The sequence below is a fragment of the Segatella buccae ATCC 33574 genome, from assembly GCF_000184945.1.
Taxonomy (GTDB): domain Bacteria; phylum Bacteroidota; class Bacteroidia; order Bacteroidales; family Bacteroidaceae; genus Prevotella; species Prevotella buccae.
Genome location: NZ_GL586311.1, coordinates 2,782,690 through 2,798,293, shown reverse-complemented (window position 1 = coordinate 2,798,293; position 15,604 = coordinate 2,782,690). Strand labels below are relative to the sequence as shown.

Sequence of the window (15,604 nt, the reverse complement as noted above, 5' to 3'; positions counted from 1 at the left end):
ATTAAGTAAAGTGGATTATCGATTAAAGTAGAATGCGAGATACATTGATAGCAGGAGTGACCATACAAAAACAATTCACACTACTGATACGGTGTGGATTGTGGGAGTCTATACCTAAGCTATGTGATTTTAAGGATAATGTAGATTGGAACCGCATTGTGGATTTGGCCCGTCAACAGACGATGGTAGGTGTCATGACCGAGGCAATGGTTAAGTTGCCCCCTGCTTTGCGCCCGCCGAAGCCCATCTATTTCAATGTCATAGCAACCACTTCGGAGATAGAGAAGGAGAACAAGCGGATGAATGCGTTTGCCTCGTTGCTCATGGGGGAGTTGCGGAAGAAAGGGATCGACTCTTTGTTGCTGAAAGGGCAGGGAGTGGGACAATGCTATCCCAATCCGCTCCATCGCCAGTCGGGCGATATAGATTTGCTGATTACCGATTACGAACAGTATCGGCAGGCAAAGCAGCTCATGGCAAAGGTGGCCGAAGACGGCGGCGAGGCGGCAACGAGGTTGCACTCGGTGTACACGACAAATGGAATGGTGATAGAGTTGCATGGCAACTTCCGTTTTTCTATCTGTCCGCGCTGTTCCCGTCATCTGCAAGCTTGGACAGACGAACGGCTTAGCCGGCCCGGCCGACCTCTGTCGATAGGGGATGGTGAAACGATACAGGTGCCCCCCGTACAATTCGATGCTGTCTTCATTTTTGGCCACATGCTGCAACACTATATGACCGGTGGGGTGGGGCTGCGTCAAATCGTAGACTGGATGCTCTTCGTGTCAAGTCATGTTTCGGATACAGGGAAAGGAGATGAAGGTCTTCTTATTGATGTAGAAGTGCTGAAAAGCGATCTTGAGTTTCTCGGTCTGATGAAATTCTGGAAATACTTTGCCGCCTTGGCTGTAGACTTCTTAGGGTGTCCGAAAGAGCGTATGCCGTTTTATGAGGATAATCTCAGGAAGAAAGGCGAACTGCTGCTGGACAGTATTTTCAAGACCGGAAATTTCGGAACATTGCAGAAGGAAAAGCAAATGTCTATGGGCTCCAACAAATGGGTTAAGAAAATCGACACGGCCATGGGGCAGCTGCCGGTTTATTGGAGAGCAGGAAAGCTGTTTCCCAAAGAGTCTGTGTATTGTTTCCTTCGCTATGCGAGAGATACGTTAAAAGGTGGATAAACAAAAACTCGGATATGGACGAACTACAAAAAACTTTCTGTCAGTTGTTTGGCGAAACGGGAAAAACCTTTCGCGTTTTTGCCCCTTACCGTGTGTGTCCCCTTGGTGCCCATGTCGACCACCAACACGGATTAGTGAGCGGATTTGCCATCAATTCGGGGATAGATTTCCTCCTTGCCCCCACCGATACGGGTAGAATAGAAATGGCCTCGCTCTCTTTTTCCGGTTTGATGACGTTTGCCGCCGATCGGCCGATCGGTTTGGACGACCGGCAAGGCAACTGGGGAGACTATCTGCGGGGGGCTGTCTATGCCCTTCAGGCAGATTTCACCTTGAGGCGAGGGCTCCGCGGTGTCATCAAGGGTTCGATGCCCATAGGCGGTGTGTCAAGTTCGGCCGCCCTGCTTTGCGGTATGGTGATGGCTTTGGCCGAGGTTAATGAGCTCTCGCTCAGCAAGATGCAGGTCATCAACTATGCCTCTGTTGCAGAGAGAATGTTTGTCGGCCTGAACAATGGCATTCTGGATCAAGCCTGTGTCGTGTTGTGTGAAAAAGACAAACTGTTGTTTTTAGATACCGAGACTTCCGACTACAAGCTGATTCCATATACCGGCTGTCGACAGTTTAAAGTGGCTGTCATCTTTTCCGGTGTGACCCGAAAGCTGACGGGAACGGACTATAATCTTCGGGTATCGGAATGCAGAACGGCGGCATGGATAGCCCAAGCCTATAATGGAGACCGGCTGAAAGAGCTGCAAGACACCCGGTTGCGCGACTTGCCTCAAGCGATATTCCACCAATATGACGGGAATATGCCCGAGCGTTTTGCCCGGCGGGCAAGACATTTTTACTCGGAATGTGAGCGTGTGGAGCGAGGAGTTGAAGCGTGGAAACGGGGTGATATCGAAAGTTTCGGGCAGCTGATGTTCGAGTCATGCGACAGTTCGCGCTATCAGTATGAGTGTGGCTCCGAAGAGTTGTGCGCGTTGGAAGATATTGCCCGGGAGACAGACGGCATCTATGGCGGCCGGTTTTCCGGTGCCGGTTTCAAGGGAGCCTTCATTGCATTGGCAGACCCGGCCAAGACCGAGTCGATACGCGGGCATGTTGCCGAGAAATATCTGGCTCGTTTCCCGAAATATAGGGATTCGTTTGCGATGTTCTTCTGCGACACATGCGATGGAGTGTCTGTTGCCGAGATAGCTCCAAACAATCAATAGCAACTTAAATAACTTATTATCATCAGATGAAGATATTAGTAACGGGAGCCGCAGGATTTATCGGTTCCAAAACAGCAATGATGCTGGCCGAAAGAGGCGATGAAGTGATTGGCATTGACAATGTCAATGAGTATTATGATGTGCGGCTTAAATATGGCCGACTGAGCCACCTGTTGGGCATCTGCCATGACACGGGCGAACCCTACACCGACCTTCCCTTCGGTGTGTATTACCATAGCAGGCGCTTTCCCAATTTCAAATTCTTGCGAATGGGCATCGACGACCGCACGGCGATGGAAAACCTCTTCAATGAGGAGAAATTCGACAAGGTGATGAATCTGGCTGCCCAGGCCGGCGTCAGATATTCCATACAGAATCCTTACAGTTATATGAATTCCAACATGGTGGGATTTATGAACGTCTTGGAGTGTTGCCGCAATTACCATGTAAGATACTTGGTCTTTGCGTCTTCCAGTTCGGTGTATGGCCTGAACACCAAAGTCCCCTTCTCCGAAACCGACAGTGTGGGTACTCCTGTGAGTCTCTATGCCGCCAGCAAGCGGGCCAATGAATTGATGGCCCATGCCTATTGCAAACTCTACGGACTGAAGGCGACAGGACTTCGCTACTTCACTGTCTATGGCCCATGGGGACGGCCGGACATGGCTCCCATCAAGTTTACCAAACTCATCATGAGCGGCTCTTCCATCGATGTGTATAACAACGGCAATCTGAGCCGTGATTTCACCTATATCGATGACATCGTGAACGGAACGCTTCAAGTGATAGACAAAGAGCCCGTGGCCGAAGCGTGCCCGAACGGGATTCCTTTCACCTTATATAATATTGGGTGCTCCCATCCCGTGAAGCTCATGGATTTCATCAACGAAATAGAGCAGGCCATCGGCATCGAGGCACGCAAAAACTTCTTGCCCATGCAGCCCGGTGACGTGTATCAGACATACGCCGACACCACACGCCTCGAAACGGAAGTGGGCTACAAACCTTCCGTGTCGCTTCACAAGGGCATCGGACTGTTGGCAGAGTGGTACATGAGTGACCTCAATCCGCTTAAATAAACACTTTAATCAATCTGATGAAGACCATCATTGTTGCAGCCGGATATGCCACGCGTCTCTATCCGCTCACAGAGAATTTTCCTAAACCGCTGCTCAAAATAGGCGACAATACCATCCTTGGCAGACTTCTTGACGATGTGGACCGCATTGACGGTCTGTCCGGACATGTCATCGTGACCAATCATAAGTTTGCCGCAGCCTTTGAAGAGTGGCGGGCCACAACCCATTACAGGAAACCTATCACCATTGTAGACGACGGCACGCTGACCAACGATACCCGCCTTGGAGCGGTGAACGACCTGTTGTTGGCCATCGACCGGTGCGACATAGACGAAGATATCATGGTGCTGGCAGCTGACAACATCTTGGAATTCAGCCTTCAGGGATTCGTGGATTTCTTTAAGGAGAAAGATTCGTCGGTCATCATGTGCCATTACGAGCCCAGTATCGAGCGCCTGCAACGCACGGGTGTCATCACTGTAGATGCCGACATGCGCGTGATTGAGATGCAGGAGAAGCCGCGAGTGCCCGTCAGCCATTGGGCAGTCCCGCCATTCTACATTTATAGAAAAGAAGACTTGCCGCTTATCCGTGACAGCATCAACTGCGGTTGCGGATGTGACGCTCCCGGCAATCTTGCCCATTATCTCGTAGACAAGACCACTGTCCATGCATGGCAGATGCCCGGCCGGCGCGTGGACATCGGCTCGCTCGACTCGTTGCAGGAAGCCCGAGAGCGGTATGAAGTCCAAAAGAAGGGGTGATATATCCTCGGAGTCATCTCTTTTCGCCCGCCACATAGCCCACGATGCCGGCCACGATGAGCAGCAGTGAGAGGGCGAGCAGCCAGTTGTGGCCATCGAGACTGAAGGCCACGTATGCCACTTCCAGTGCCACCCCCAGATATACAAGTGGGAGACCGGCGCGGCCCAAGAGTCTTTTCATATTGACTTTCATGACAGGTGAAAACTTTGTTGCAGGCAAAAGTAGGAAAAATATTTGGCTGAACCAAAAAAAAGTGGTACTTTTGCACCGCATTTGTCGGAAGAGGCTTCAGACCGTCGACCGCCGGTGCAACGAATTTTTTAATTATCATTATTTATTAGTAGTATGAATCAATACGAAACCGTTTTCATTTTGACTCCCGTTTTGTCTGATGAACAGATGAAGGAAACGGTCGCTAAGTTCAAGAAGCTGCTCACCGACAATGGTGCTGAGCTCGTGAGCGAGGAGACCTGGGGGCTGAAGAAGTTGGCCTACAACATTCAGAAGAAGACTTCGGGCTTCTACTGCCTGTTCGAGTTCAAGGCCGAACCCTCCGTCATCGAGAAACTCGAGACCGGCTTCCGCCGCGAAGAGAAAGTGATCCGTTACATGACAGTTAAACTTGACAAGTATTCAGTTGCGTATGCCGAGAAGCGCCGCGCTAAGTACGCTAAACTACAGGAGGCTTAATCATGGCAGAGCAGAAGAAACCGGAAGTTCGTTATCTCAACGCACCTTCCATCGACACCAAGAAGAAGAAGTATTGCCGTTTCAAGAAGAGCGGCATCAAGTATATCGACTACAAGGATCCCGAGTTCCTCAAGAAGTTCTTGAACGAGCAGGGCAAGATCCTTCCCCGTCGTATCACCGGAACATCTCTGAAGTATCAGCGTCGTGTGGCACAGGCCGTTAAGCGTGCCCGCCAGATAGCACTGCTTCCTTATGTAGCCGATTTGATGAAATAATTAAAGAGGAGGATACACAATGGAATTAATACTGAAAGAAGATATCATCGGTCTTGGATACAAGAACGATATTGTGAATGTCAAGAGCGGCTACGGTCGTAACTATCTCATCCCCCAAGGCAAGGCTATCATCGCCTCTGCAAGCAACAAGAAAGTGCTTGCTGAGAACCTGAAGCAGCAGGCCCACAAGTTGGCCGCCCTCAAGGCTGCCGCCGAAGAGCGTGGCAAGGCCCTTGAAAATGTTGCTCTTGAGATTGAGGCTAAGGTGAGTGCCACCGGCCAGCTCTATGGCTCTGTGAATGCGGCTACCGTTGCTGCCGAACTCGCCAAGAAGGGCATTGAGGTGGACCGCAAGATCATCACCATGCACGACATCAAGAAGGTGGGCGACTTCGAGGCTGTGGTTCACTTCCACAAGGAGGTTGAGGTGAGGATTCCCGTTCGGGTCGTTGCCGAAAACGTTCCCGTGGCTGCCCCCGTTGAGGAGGCTCCGGTAGAAGCTCCCGCTGCCGCAGAGGTGGTAGAGGAAGAGGCTCCCGCCGCAGAGTAAATCTACAAAAGACAAGATTTTCGCACTGTAAAGCAAATCTATGATAAAGTCCCGGATGCCGGAAACGGTGTCTGGGCTTTATGTTTTTGGCCCCACCATCTAAAGGGAGCCGTCTTCCTGTTGTGGAAAGTCAATGTGCTTTGATAGTGCGGATAGTAAGTGGGGGAGACATTTAAAAATAGCCATGGAAACAATAAAGGTAGATGCAGATGGCCACCACCAAGACACTGATGATGGTAAGTATTGCCATCAACATGCTTTTGCCCTTTTTGATTAGTCTCTTTTTTCTCTGCACTCTGTGAAAATATTTTGGAAGTCTCCAAATGTTTTCGGCTTAAATTTTTAATTTATGGGAATCTGTTCTCTGATTTATCTTCAACCATATAGGCCATTGGCATGGTTGGGCATATTGAGCTCTTGTTCGGGGATGCCGGTTTTGTCGTTTATTGGCATTGGAGGGAGGATGGACACCCTTCCGCAATGAAGATGGGGCGGGAGGCCATGGTGAAGAGATAGGCAACCGTCAGCAGCCGATTCGTGGCAAGGGGCGGGCCGCATGAGCCTTCGATGGGGTGTTGGAGGGCCGCCTCATAAGTGTAAAACTATTTGCCCGGTTTCGCGCCTTGTGCTTGCGATATTTTCCAGCAATGATTCTGCGGCTGCCTGTACACGAATTTCAGCGAAGCACCTAATCCCCTGTCGTTCAGTGGTTTGAGTTTTCTTGACATCCCGATGGGGCTTGATGAGGATGCCAAACGGGCCGTTCGGGCCGTTAAAAGGGGCTGTTCGGGCGACTTGTTCGGGCTCTGTGGCATTCTTGTTTGGCCTATTTGGGCGTGTGACTGTAGCCCTTTTGCACGCTTGAAGAGCCCAAACTATAAAACCGGTAGGTTTTTTCAGTGGTCTGGAGTCGACTTGCCACTTTGGTTGGAGCTTTTCGGCAGATGCGTTTTTGTTGATATTATTCGCAACGATGCAACATTTTGCGGAGCCCCCTTTCCTCTATTTCATATAGGCGTGTGACCAAATGCATGTATTCATTTCCCTGTCAAATACCGATAGTCCCATAAAGGCACTCCTTCCACTGGAGGGCCGTGAGACTTCCTCTCCCCCTCCCACACCATCTTCAAGAATAAAAAAAGAAAAAATATACCAACGTATCAGTATTTTTGTGTATATTTGTAGCCATAGTATTTATTGTTTCATTATCTATTTTTTTATTCGTATGAGAAAATCTATACTCTTGGCCTTTGCCACATTCCTGACGCTTGCAGTGCAAGCGCAAACGGCAGAAATTATCAGTCTTACGGCTGAAGTAGACGGCAAGACACGCACGCTTGGTTTCGGCAGCGGTTCGATAGCTCCCAACACCGTGTCCATCGACTGGGGAGACGGAACCGTTGTGGAGGGGAAAACCATCATGGCCACCTACGACGGTTATAACGCTACCGAGATCACCGGTACGCCCACGGGCGGCGGACATATCAAGGTGTATGCCACAGGGCCCATTGTCTTCTTCGACTGCATTTCGAGAATCGATGCTGCGGGTGTCACAGAACTTGATGTGACCCGGGCCACTGACTTGGAGGAGCTGAATGCCAACGGCAATAAGTTGACCACGCTTGACTTGTCGAAGAACACCAAGATGACCAAAGCCCTGCTCAACAACAATGCGTTGACAAGTGTCGTTTTGCAGCCGGCACTGACCAATCTTAATCTGCAGAACAACAAGCTCACAAGTTTTGACGGTACACAGGTGCCCAATCTCAAAACGCTCTATTTGAGCAATAACAGCATCAGTACGCTCGACTTGTCTCACAACACATCTCTTGCCAGCGTTTATCTGCTCAACATGGGATTGACAAGTATCAACCTCGGGGCCAACAAGACATCGAAATTGTATTTGAGTGTGAACAACAATAAACTGACCACGCTCGACTTGACCGAACTCACCGGTTTGGAGCAGGGCCGACTTTTTGCCATGAACAATGAGTTGAGGGAAGTGAAATACACCGCCATCGGTACGGCCAATCTGAGTAAAAACCGACTGACACTGGCCACCATCCCCACGGAGAATATCAAAACCCTTACCTACGCTCCACAGAAGGAGATGGAAATAAGCGACATCGACAAGACCATCGATCTCTCTGCGCAGAACAATATCAAGGGATTGGCCGCCACCCCTCAGACCACTACCTATACGTGGATGAGCGAGGAGGGCAACCGGCTCACAGCAGGCACCGACTATACCGAAGAGGACGGCAAATTCACGTTTATCAAAGAGCAGGCCACGCCGGTGTATTGCATGATGACTTCGCAGGCTTTTCCCAAGTTTACGGGGACTAATGTGTTCAGGACCAAGGCTGTGAAGGTATTGGCCGCCACGGGCATCAGTGCCGCCCATGCAGCCGCCCATGCAGCCAAGGCCGATGTCTACGCTCTTGACGGCCGGCTTCTCGAGAAGAATGCCGATGTCAACTCGTTGACCCAAGGCACCTATATCGTGCGGCAAGGCGACAAGGTGATGAAAATCGTAGTGAAATAGTTTTTAGGAGCAGTTTGGGGAGTTAAGGGGGGAATGCTCTCTCCTTAACTTCTAAAATAAAGAGACTTAAATTGACTTCAATGAAGATAAGAAGCTTTGCCCTCTCGGCTTTTCTGCTGTTGGGCATGGGCACGGTGAGCGCACAGCTCATAGCCCCCGATGCAGCCAAATATAAAACCAGTGTGGAACCCATGCTGAAAACCACTTGGGGGCAGGGCGCACCCTATAACAGCCTGTGTCCCACCAAGGTGAACAAAATCACGAAAAAGGAGCAGCATTGCCCCGTAGGTTGCGTGGCTTTGGCCTTGGGGCAAATCATGTATTATCATGCCTATCCCAAGATGGGCAAGGGCCGGAATGCCTACAAGTCGTTTTTCGACAAAGACAGTGTCATCGCCGAATTTGGAAAGACGGAATATAAATGGGAGAAAATGTTGACCGCCTATCCTTTCAACTACACCGGTGAGAGCGTGAAAGCTGTAGCCACCTTGCTCTTTCACTGCGGTGTGGCTGTGGGCATGATCTATCAGCTCGGTGGGAGTTCGGCTTTTGCCTACAGCAATATTCCCCGCGACATGATTGATTATTTCCGTTACGAGCCTGACGGAATACGCTATCTGAGCCGCCAAAACTACACCAAGGTGGAGTGGATGGAGCTTATCTACAATGAACTTTCCAACGGCCGCCCCATTTTCTATTCCGGCAACAGCGACTCGCAGGGTGGGCACGCTTGGGTGCTTGACGGATATAATGAGAAGGGCGAGGTACACATCAACTGGGGATGGAAGGGAAAAGACAACGGCTATTTCGATCCCGACCTCGATGTGGATGACAAGACGCTTGACTTCAAGCATCATCAGGCGATGATCATTGGCATCAAACCGCCGTCTGCCACTGCCATCACTGCTCCCACTGTCCAAAAGTCTGCTTCCTCCGGTGAGGGTGAAATCATTGGCATTTACGGCATTGACGGGACGCGCCGGCCACAACTCGGCAAGGGTGTTAATATCATCAGGTATGCTGACGGAAGTGTTAGGAAGGTGAGAAAGTAGAGAAAAGCCTCACCCCCGGCCCCTCTCTAAGGGGGAAGGGAGTGATGTGCCCATAAACGGTGACCGTGTCGTATGGAAGGTTTATGGGAAATGGACTTGTTTTTGTTTCTATGTTGCTTTTTATTGGGGCAACATAGAAATATAAAGTATAGGAAAAAGCAGAAAAGAGTAGGGGCAGTGCTTTATGCCTGCCCGCACATTTCATGGAAACGTTCCCAGTTCTCATGCCTTTGCCGGAATCATGGTTTGGGATACGATTTTTCAAATCGTGCGGACAGGCATGAAGCACTGCCCCTGTATTTTTCTTTTGTGTTGTTTCTTACCTTTTTATGACTTTGCGCGTCTTGTCTCCTTCTTTCACGATGTAGACTCCTTTGGGCAGACGGCTTGTAGCCTTGTTGTTGCCCAGTAATTGCCCATTTACACTGTAGACCTCGGTCTTTATGCCGGCTTTGTTGGTCGCGGGGGTGGTGATGCCCGTTGTCTCCTGCTTGGGAGTCGTCACCTTGATGCCGTGGATGTAGATGGTGTCGCGGGTGCCCGACTGGAACCAGATGTAGATGGGTTTGTCCGACTGGATGGTCGTGGCGTCGCTGCCATTGTTCAGTTTCTCGATGCCCGTCCACTGCTGATGGCCTTTGGGCAAGCGTTTAAATACGCTCATATACTTTGCTGAGATCACTTTCCAACCGTCGGCAGATGATAAGTCATAAGAGGCGGCTACTTTATTCATGTCTGCCAGTGGATTGGTGGTGGCCACGATGCGAGCCATCACCTTGCTGCTGCAGGAATAGTCTATGGACAGTGTGGAGCACGAAGGCAGGCATATCACGAAGCCGCCGCCATTGGGTACGGAGTTTGCACTGGAGGGCTGCAGCACAATGGCTCCCTTGCGGAAACCGGCAGAGCCTGTCTCACCGTCAGTTCCTACACCCACAATGTCGGCATCAACTACCGTTGGGGGATAGTCCGGTGTTTGATCGGCATAGACCATCTGCACCAATTTGGCTTCTTGCCCCTGCATCACTTTATAAGGTGTCTCGTCGATCAGGCCCACAAAGCGTGCGTTGCTGTCTTGATTGTCAAACCACAACCATCCGTCTGCTGTCGGGAAAAGGTTGTATTCTGCGGCGTATGCTCCTGTGAAAGAGGCCAATGCCAGTACGAAAGTAAAAATCTTCTTCATTGTTGATATGGTTATTGTTTAATGGAGTTAAAGGAGTTGTCGGAAATTGGGGGAAGGAGTTGAAGGCAACAACACGATGGCTTGAACCTTTGGGGAGTTAAAGGGAAAATCCCTTTAACTCCTAAAGTCTTTACACCTCTTTCCATCCCGGATTCTGATCAATCCCCTGATATTTGATTTCGCTCCAAGGAATGGGGAAGTAATATTCCTTCGCATCAAACACTCTGATGCGTCCGGGGAAACGATTGAGATTGCTGATGGTGTATTTCGTCACACCCTTGTTCACGTCGATGCGCATAGCCTTCAGCGGATTCTTGGAACCGTTGAGCTTGGTTTCTGCGTTGCCCCAGCGGAAGTGGTCCCAGTAGCTCGTTTCCTCGAAAGCCAACTCCACCCTGCGCTCGTTCACAATCTGCTCCCACGTGATGCCGGTGTAAGCGTCCATGTGTACGCGCATTCTCACTTGGTTGACCAACTGTAGGGCCTTCTGCTCATCGCCCAAGCGGAAAGCCACCTCGGCTCTGTCGAGCAAGGCCTCGGCATAACGCCAGATGATGTAATTCTGCTTGCTGGCGTAGGTTCCGTTGTCGTCGATGGACTGCGTCTCGTCCACGAACTTACCCAGATAGTAGCCCGTGCGGCTGTAGGCGGCTGAGGTAGATGTGCCGTAAGGTTTCAGGTCTGCTCCCGCCACCTTGTCGGTATAGTGCAAGTCCATGACATGCTTGTGGTAAGTGCAACCGTCGTAGAGAATATTGGCATAGAAGCGGTAGTCGCGGTTTTCGTAGGGCTTGGTTGCGTCGTAGGTGGCCCCGTCTCTCATGCCATATTCGTCCACGTGGTTTTGAGTGGGCGTATAGGCAGCCGTCGTGCCGGTGAACGAAGGAGCTGCCGCATCGCGGTCGAGTTTGTGGCCGAACTTGTTGGCGTAGTCGCCATCGTTGGAGTGCTGCACTTCGAGGATAGATTCTTGGCTGTTCTTCGTTAGGAAAATCTTCCGGTACTCGTCCTTGATGTCGGCCTGAGTGGTTGCCGCGATGGGAATGAGTGAATAGGCGTTCAGTGCGAAAAGCGCATCATAGGCCGCTTGGGCTTTCTGCAACATCTCCTTGCTTGCGTCGCCGGTGAATCCCAGATAGCCTTTGTCCTTGTTTTGGAACACTTCGCTTGAGGCCCAAAGATAGGTCTTGGCTTTCAGCATGAGGGCAGCGCCTTTGGTGATGCGCCCGCTCTCACTCAAGGCGTATGTCGTGGGAAGCAGCTCGGCCGCCTTGTCGGCGTCGGCTACGATGAAGTCCACCATCTGCTCATACGATGCCCGGGGAAATACCTCTTTCTGCTGAAGCGGGTCGTAGGGGTGGTCTATGAGCAACACGCCCCCGAATCGTCGCCAAAGCATGTAGTAATAGTAGGCTCTGAAGAAATGAGCCTCACCCTCCAGTCGCTGCTTCTGCGCGGCATCGGGCACTTTGTCCTTGTTGACCAGAAAGGTGTTGATGTACTGCAACTGTGTGTAGTAGGCTGCCCATCGGTTGGCGGCATACCGCGTGATGCTTTCCTCGTTGCCTTTCAAAATGTCTCCGTAGCCGGCATTGAACCAATCGGATTTGCCCACCGTCAGCTGGTCGCCAAACCATGGGAGGTAGTAGCGTGAGACACTTTTGAGCAGTGTCGAACTGGGCACGTAGATGCTGAAACCACTGCTCATCTCCCGATACCAAGTGTTGGCATACTCGTCGACCAGCTGGCTGTTGGTCCAAGTCGCCTCGTCGGAAATCTTGTCCAGGGGTGCGTCGTCAAACAGACTGTTGCAAGCCGTCAGTGAGAGCGAAGCCACGGCCCCCAATATCCATATTTTAATCTTCATCATGGGTAGTCTTGATTTAGAATCCTAAGTTTAGTGTTACGCCGTATGACCGTTGGATGGGATAGCCGCGAAGCGATTCGGGATCCATATCCTCCAGATTGCTGATGGTAAAGAGGTTGCTGGCCTGCACGGCTATGCTGGCTGTTGAGAGGCCTATGTGTTTCAGCATGGCAGCCGGGAAAGCATAGCCCACGTTGAGCATCTTCAGGCGCATGAAGTTGCAATCCTGTATCCAGAAGGTGGAAGCCTTGCGGTTGTTGTCATTGGTGGTGGCAAACTTGATGCGTGGATAGCGGGCGTTGGGGGTGTCTTCTGTCCATGTCTCCGTGAGGTGATATTGCTGGAATTTCTGCAACGTGCCATTGTCGAGCGTGTAATACTCATTGATGTTCTGCTTATAGCCGAACTCGCCCTGAAACAGCACGTTGAGGAAAAAGCCCTTGTAGGAGGTTCCGAGTCTGAGTGCGAAGTCCATGTCGGGATACGATGAGTTTTTCACATAGATGCGGTCTTTGGAGTCGAGCACGTGGTCGCCGTTTTGGTCTACATATTTAATGTCGCCCGGTTCCAGTGTGGCGTTGCCCTGTCCGTCTTGGTCCACATCGTGGTGGTCTATTTCTTCCTGGCTCTTGAAGATGCCGGCTGCCTGATACATCGTCCACACCATGCTACTGGTACCCTTGCGGCGCAGGTTGGGCAACTGTTTGCTCTCGTCTCCGAAGTCCAGATACTTGTCGGCCGACTTGCTCAGTGTGATGCCCACATTATATTTCAGTTTGCCCACAGTGTTCTTGTGGTTCACCGTGAGGTCCCATCCCCAGGCCTTGAGCTTGGCGAAGTTGACACTGGGCACATTGCCTTCCACACCCGTAGAAGGGGGATAGAGGTAGTTGGGAGCCGACGTAATCTTGTCGGTCTCATAGCGGAGGAAGGTTTCGAACGTGATGCCTATCCTGCCGTCCCACAGTCCGATGTCGGTGCCGACGTTCCAGTCGTGCGTCTTGCCCCAAGTGAGGTTGGGATTAGGGTAGCCGCCGGTGGTCAGGCCGATGCCCGGCGTGAAGTTGCCGCCGATGTCATAGCCCCGGTTGGGCGACTCCATGTAGGTTTTCAGGTAGGAGTAGCTGTTCACCAATCCGTCGTTGCCCAGCCATCCGGTCGATGCACGGAACTTCAGATTGGAGATGGCATTCTGTTTCCAACTGCGGAAGAAGCCCTCATTGCTCACCACCCATGCTCCGGAGAGTGAGGGGAAGAAGCCCCAACGCTTGCCCGGCCGGAAGTTGTTGGAACCGTCGACACGGAAACTGAATTCCGCGAAATATTTGTTGGCGTAACCATATTTGGCGCGTCCGATGACCGAGGCCCGCTGATTGCGGAACTCGTTGCCCACGAGGTTTGCTTTCTGTGCGGTGCCCATGGTTTCGGGGAAGATACTTTTGTCGAGATTGACGCCGTTCATAAACTGGTTATGCGTGCGCTGGTAGTTGGCAATGAGCGTCCCCTCGACATCGTGTTTGGCCGAAAACGTGTGATTGTAGTTGAGTCCTGCCTCGTAGAGTTGGCTCTCGAAGAACCCGTCGTTTTGTCTCAGTGTCACCTTGGCCGTGGGATACACGGTGTTAGGGTCGGTGGTGTAGGTGTCTTTGTCGGCATCGTAGGTATAGAGAGTCACGGGCTTGTTGAAAGTCGACTCCACGGTGTTGTTGTCGTCGAAAGTGCTCCGCACGTAGGCCGACAGTCCTTTCACCCACGGCAATTCCCAGTTCAGATTCACCGTGATGGTGTTCATCTTGGTCTTGTCTGTGATGTAGCCGCCCAGTCCGTTGATATTGATAAGCGGGTTGCCGCCATTGATGCTGGCCAGTTGTCCGTTGGTGAAACGTGTCACCTGCAAGGGCGAATAGGCGTAGGCCGAGTTCAGTGTGGTGTAGCTGCTGTTCTTGGAGTTGGTGCGCGTGCCGCTCATGTCTACCGCCAGTGTGAGCCGCTTCGAGAGTTTGGCATCCAATTTGGCCATGTAGTTCAGACGTCGGCGGCCCACACCGCTGTAGAGTCCCTTCGAGTCGGCATAACCGAAAGACAGATAGTAGTTCAAACCGTCGTTGCCGCCGCTGGCCGAGAGGCTGTGGGTCATCGTGTGGCCGTGTGTCTTGAGGTGGCTCAGCAGGTCTTCGTCACCATATACATTCGGGTTGGAGTGGTTTTTGATTTGCTCCAACTGTTCGTCGGTGTACTTTTCGACAGTCGTTCCCGGTGTGTTGTCCACGGCCCGGTTACGCAGCAGGGCAAACTCGTAGCCGTTGAGGAACTTAGGCAGATGGGTGGCCTCCTGCATGTTGCTCTGTCCGCGATAGCTGATGCGCACTTTTTTGTTGCCGGTGGCGCGTTTGGTCTTTACCAATATCACACCGTTGGCAGCGCGTGAGCCATAGACGGCGGCCGCAGCGGCATCTTTCAAGATGGTCACGCTCTCAATGTCGTCGGGGCTGAGATCGGAGAGGCGCATTTCGCCGTCGGAGGTGTTGGTGCCAAACCGGGGCACACCATCGATGACCAGCAGTGGCGCACTGTTGATACCGCGGATGTGGATGGATGCCTCTTTGGCCGTGCTGGGGTCGCCGGTGGTTTGCATCACCTGTAGACCGGCCACCTGTCCGGTGATCGACTGGTCGAGGTTGGCCGTGGGTATCATCAGGATGTCTTCGGCCTTGATGGCCTCCACGGAGCCTGTGATGGCTGCCTTTTTCTGAAGACCGTAGCCCACGACCACGATCTCGTCAAGATTCTGAGCGTCGTCGCTCATGCTGATGCTGATGTTTGTCTGGTCTTTGCCCACCTTGGTTTCCTTCGACTTGTAGCCGATGTAGGAAACCACCAGCACGGGCGAAGCGGCATCTCGACGGATGGAAAACTCGCCGTTGATATCAGTCACGGTCATGATCTTGGTGCCCTTCCAGCAAATTTGGGCACCGATGAGAGCTTCGCCGCCGGCATCAAGCACCCGGCCTTTGACGACATCGGCCCGGGCCGGCGTTGTGGTCTGCGCCCAAGCAGTGCTTGCCGATAGCAGCACTGCAAAGAGTAGATACAGAAAAAGTCTCTTGCTCATGTTGGTATGGTTGTTTTGTTTGTTGTTTTATAAAGATTTGGCGGGACTTCCCGGAAGCCGGGGGAGTTGCGAAAAACAG

The 15,604-nt window shown here is 51.7% G+C and carries 13 protein-coding genes; 9 read left to right on the top strand and 4 right to left on the bottom strand.

Going from position 1 to position 15,604, the window contains the following annotated elements:
- The first annotated feature begins 32 nt into the window (after positions 1-32).
- The 4 genes from HMPREF6485_RS11060 to HMPREF6485_RS11045 are packed head-to-tail and all read left to right on the top strand — an operon-like array spanning position 33 to position 4,247.
- Positions 33-1,184 carry a nucleotidyltransferase family protein gene (locus HMPREF6485_RS11060; RefSeq protein ID WP_004346595.1) on the top strand — a complete coding sequence of 384 codons (1,152 nt, stop codon included), beginning with the start codon at positions 33-35 and terminating at the stop codon, positions 1,182-1,184.
- A gap of 14 nt (positions 1,185-1,198) precedes the next feature.
- On the top strand, positions 1,199-2,404 hold the full coding sequence (locus HMPREF6485_RS11055) for a galactokinase (protein WP_004346593.1): 1,206 nt from the start codon (positions 1,199-1,201) through the stop codon (positions 2,402-2,404).
- Positions 2,405-2,430: 26 nt separating this feature from the next.
- Positions 2,431-3,483, top strand: a complete 1,053-nt coding sequence (locus tag HMPREF6485_RS11050) for an NAD-dependent epimerase/dehydratase family protein (protein ID WP_004342606.1) — start codon at positions 2,431-2,433, stop codon at positions 3,481-3,483.
- Between the two features lie 17 nt (positions 3,484-3,500).
- Complete coding sequence (locus tag HMPREF6485_RS11045; RefSeq protein WP_004346592.1) at positions 3,501-4,247, top strand: nucleotidyltransferase family protein; 747 nt, start codon at positions 3,501-3,503, stop codon at positions 4,245-4,247.
- Between the two features lie 13 nt (positions 4,248-4,260).
- On the opposite strand, the gene HMPREF6485_RS14025 is transcribed toward HMPREF6485_RS11045, so the two are convergent.
- The gene (locus HMPREF6485_RS14025) at positions 4,261-4,428 is read right to left on the bottom strand and encodes a hypothetical protein (RefSeq protein WP_155814409.1); all 168 of its coding nucleotides are present in this window, start codon (positions 4,426-4,428) and stop codon (positions 4,261-4,263) included.
- 165 nt (positions 4,429-4,593) lie between these two features.
- Here HMPREF6485_RS14025 and rpsF point away from each other — a divergent pair, with 165 nt between their 5' ends.
- The 5 genes from rpsF to HMPREF6485_RS11015 all read left to right on the top strand — a co-directional run bounded on the left by rpsF (position 4,594) and on the right by HMPREF6485_RS11015 (position 9,360).
- Complete coding sequence (rpsF, locus tag HMPREF6485_RS11035) at positions 4,594-4,938, top strand: 30S ribosomal protein S6 (RefSeq protein WP_004342612.1); 345 nt, start codon at positions 4,594-4,596, stop codon at positions 4,936-4,938.
- A gap of 2 nt (positions 4,939-4,940) precedes the next feature.
- Positions 4,941-5,213, top strand: coding sequence for a 30S ribosomal protein S18 (gene rpsR / locus HMPREF6485_RS11030; RefSeq protein ID WP_004342615.1), 273 nt, complete (start codon positions 4,941-4,943; stop codon positions 5,211-5,213).
- Positions 5,214-5,232: 19 nt separating this feature from the next.
- Positions 5,233-5,763 (top strand): 50S ribosomal protein L9, encoded by a 531-nt coding sequence (gene rplI, locus HMPREF6485_RS11025; protein WP_004342617.1) that lies wholly within the window; start codon positions 5,233-5,235, stop codon positions 5,761-5,763.
- 1,225 nt (positions 5,764-6,988) lie between these two features.
- Positions 6,989-8,308 (top strand): leucine-rich repeat domain-containing protein, encoded by a 1,320-nt coding sequence (locus HMPREF6485_RS11020; RefSeq protein ID WP_004346583.1) that lies wholly within the window; start codon positions 6,989-6,991, stop codon positions 8,306-8,308.
- 80 nt (positions 8,309-8,388) lie between these two features.
- Positions 8,389-9,360, top strand: coding sequence for a C10 family peptidase (locus HMPREF6485_RS11015; protein WP_004346582.1), 972 nt, complete (start codon positions 8,389-8,391; stop codon positions 9,358-9,360).
- A 319-nt stretch (positions 9,361-9,679) separates the two neighbouring features.
- Here the strand turns inward: HMPREF6485_RS11015 and HMPREF6485_RS11010 are convergent, their stop codons facing one another.
- From HMPREF6485_RS11010 to HMPREF6485_RS11000, 3 genes are all read right to left on the bottom strand, one after another.
- Positions 9,680-10,546: a T9SS type A sorting domain-containing protein gene (locus tag HMPREF6485_RS11010; protein WP_004346581.1), complete on the bottom strand. Its 867-nt coding sequence runs from the start codon at positions 10,544-10,546 to the stop codon at positions 9,680-9,682.
- A 130-nt stretch (positions 10,547-10,676) separates the two neighbouring features.
- Complete coding sequence (locus HMPREF6485_RS11005; RefSeq protein ID WP_004346580.1) at positions 10,677-12,416, bottom strand: RagB/SusD family nutrient uptake outer membrane protein; 1,740 nt, start codon at positions 12,414-12,416, stop codon at positions 10,677-10,679.
- Positions 12,417-12,429: 13 nt separating this feature from the next.
- A complete protein-coding gene (locus HMPREF6485_RS11000) occupies positions 12,430-15,525 on the bottom strand; it encodes a SusC/RagA family TonB-linked outer membrane protein (RefSeq protein ID WP_004346578.1) in 3,096 nt (1,031 codons plus the stop codon).
- Between the last annotated feature and the right edge of the window lie 79 nt (positions 15,526-15,604).

Excerpts from the sequence above, each read along its gene's own strand:
- HMPREF6485_RS11060 (WP_004346595.1), top strand. The coding sequence starts at position 33 with ATGCGAGATACATTGATAGCAGGAGTGACCATACAAAAACAATTCACA.
- HMPREF6485_RS11055 (WP_004346593.1), top strand. The coding sequence starts at position 1,199 with ATGGACGAACTACAAAAAACTTTCTGTCAGTTGTTTGGCGAAACGGGA.
- HMPREF6485_RS11050 (WP_004342606.1), top strand. The coding sequence starts at position 2,431 with ATGAAGATATTAGTAACGGGAGCCGCAGGATTTATCGGTTCCAAAACA.
- HMPREF6485_RS11045 (WP_004346592.1), top strand. The coding sequence starts at position 3,501 with ATGAAGACCATCATTGTTGCAGCCGGATATGCCACGCGTCTCTATCCG.
- HMPREF6485_RS14025 (WP_155814409.1), bottom strand. The coding sequence starts at position 4,428 with ATGAAAAGACTCTTGGGCCGCGCCGGTCTCCCACTTGTATATCTGGGG.
- rpsF (WP_004342612.1), top strand. The coding sequence starts at position 4,594 with ATGAATCAATACGAAACCGTTTTCATTTTGACTCCCGTTTTGTCTGAT.
- rpsR (WP_004342615.1), top strand. The coding sequence starts at position 4,941 with ATGGCAGAGCAGAAGAAACCGGAAGTTCGTTATCTCAACGCACCTTCC.
- rplI (WP_004342617.1), top strand. The coding sequence starts at position 5,233 with ATGGAATTAATACTGAAAGAAGATATCATCGGTCTTGGATACAAGAAC.
- HMPREF6485_RS11020 (WP_004346583.1), top strand. The coding sequence starts at position 6,989 with ATGAGAAAATCTATACTCTTGGCCTTTGCCACATTCCTGACGCTTGCA.
- HMPREF6485_RS11015 (WP_004346582.1), top strand. The coding sequence starts at position 8,389 with ATGAAGATAAGAAGCTTTGCCCTCTCGGCTTTTCTGCTGTTGGGCATG.
- HMPREF6485_RS11010 (WP_004346581.1), bottom strand. The coding sequence starts at position 10,546 with ATGAAGAAGATTTTTACTTTCGTACTGGCATTGGCCTCTTTCACAGGA.
- HMPREF6485_RS11005 (WP_004346580.1), bottom strand. The coding sequence starts at position 12,416 with ATGATGAAGATTAAAATATGGATATTGGGGGCCGTGGCTTCGCTCTCA.
- HMPREF6485_RS11000 (WP_004346578.1), bottom strand. The coding sequence starts at position 15,525 with ATGAGCAAGAGACTTTTTCTGTATCTACTCTTTGCAGTGCTGCTATCG.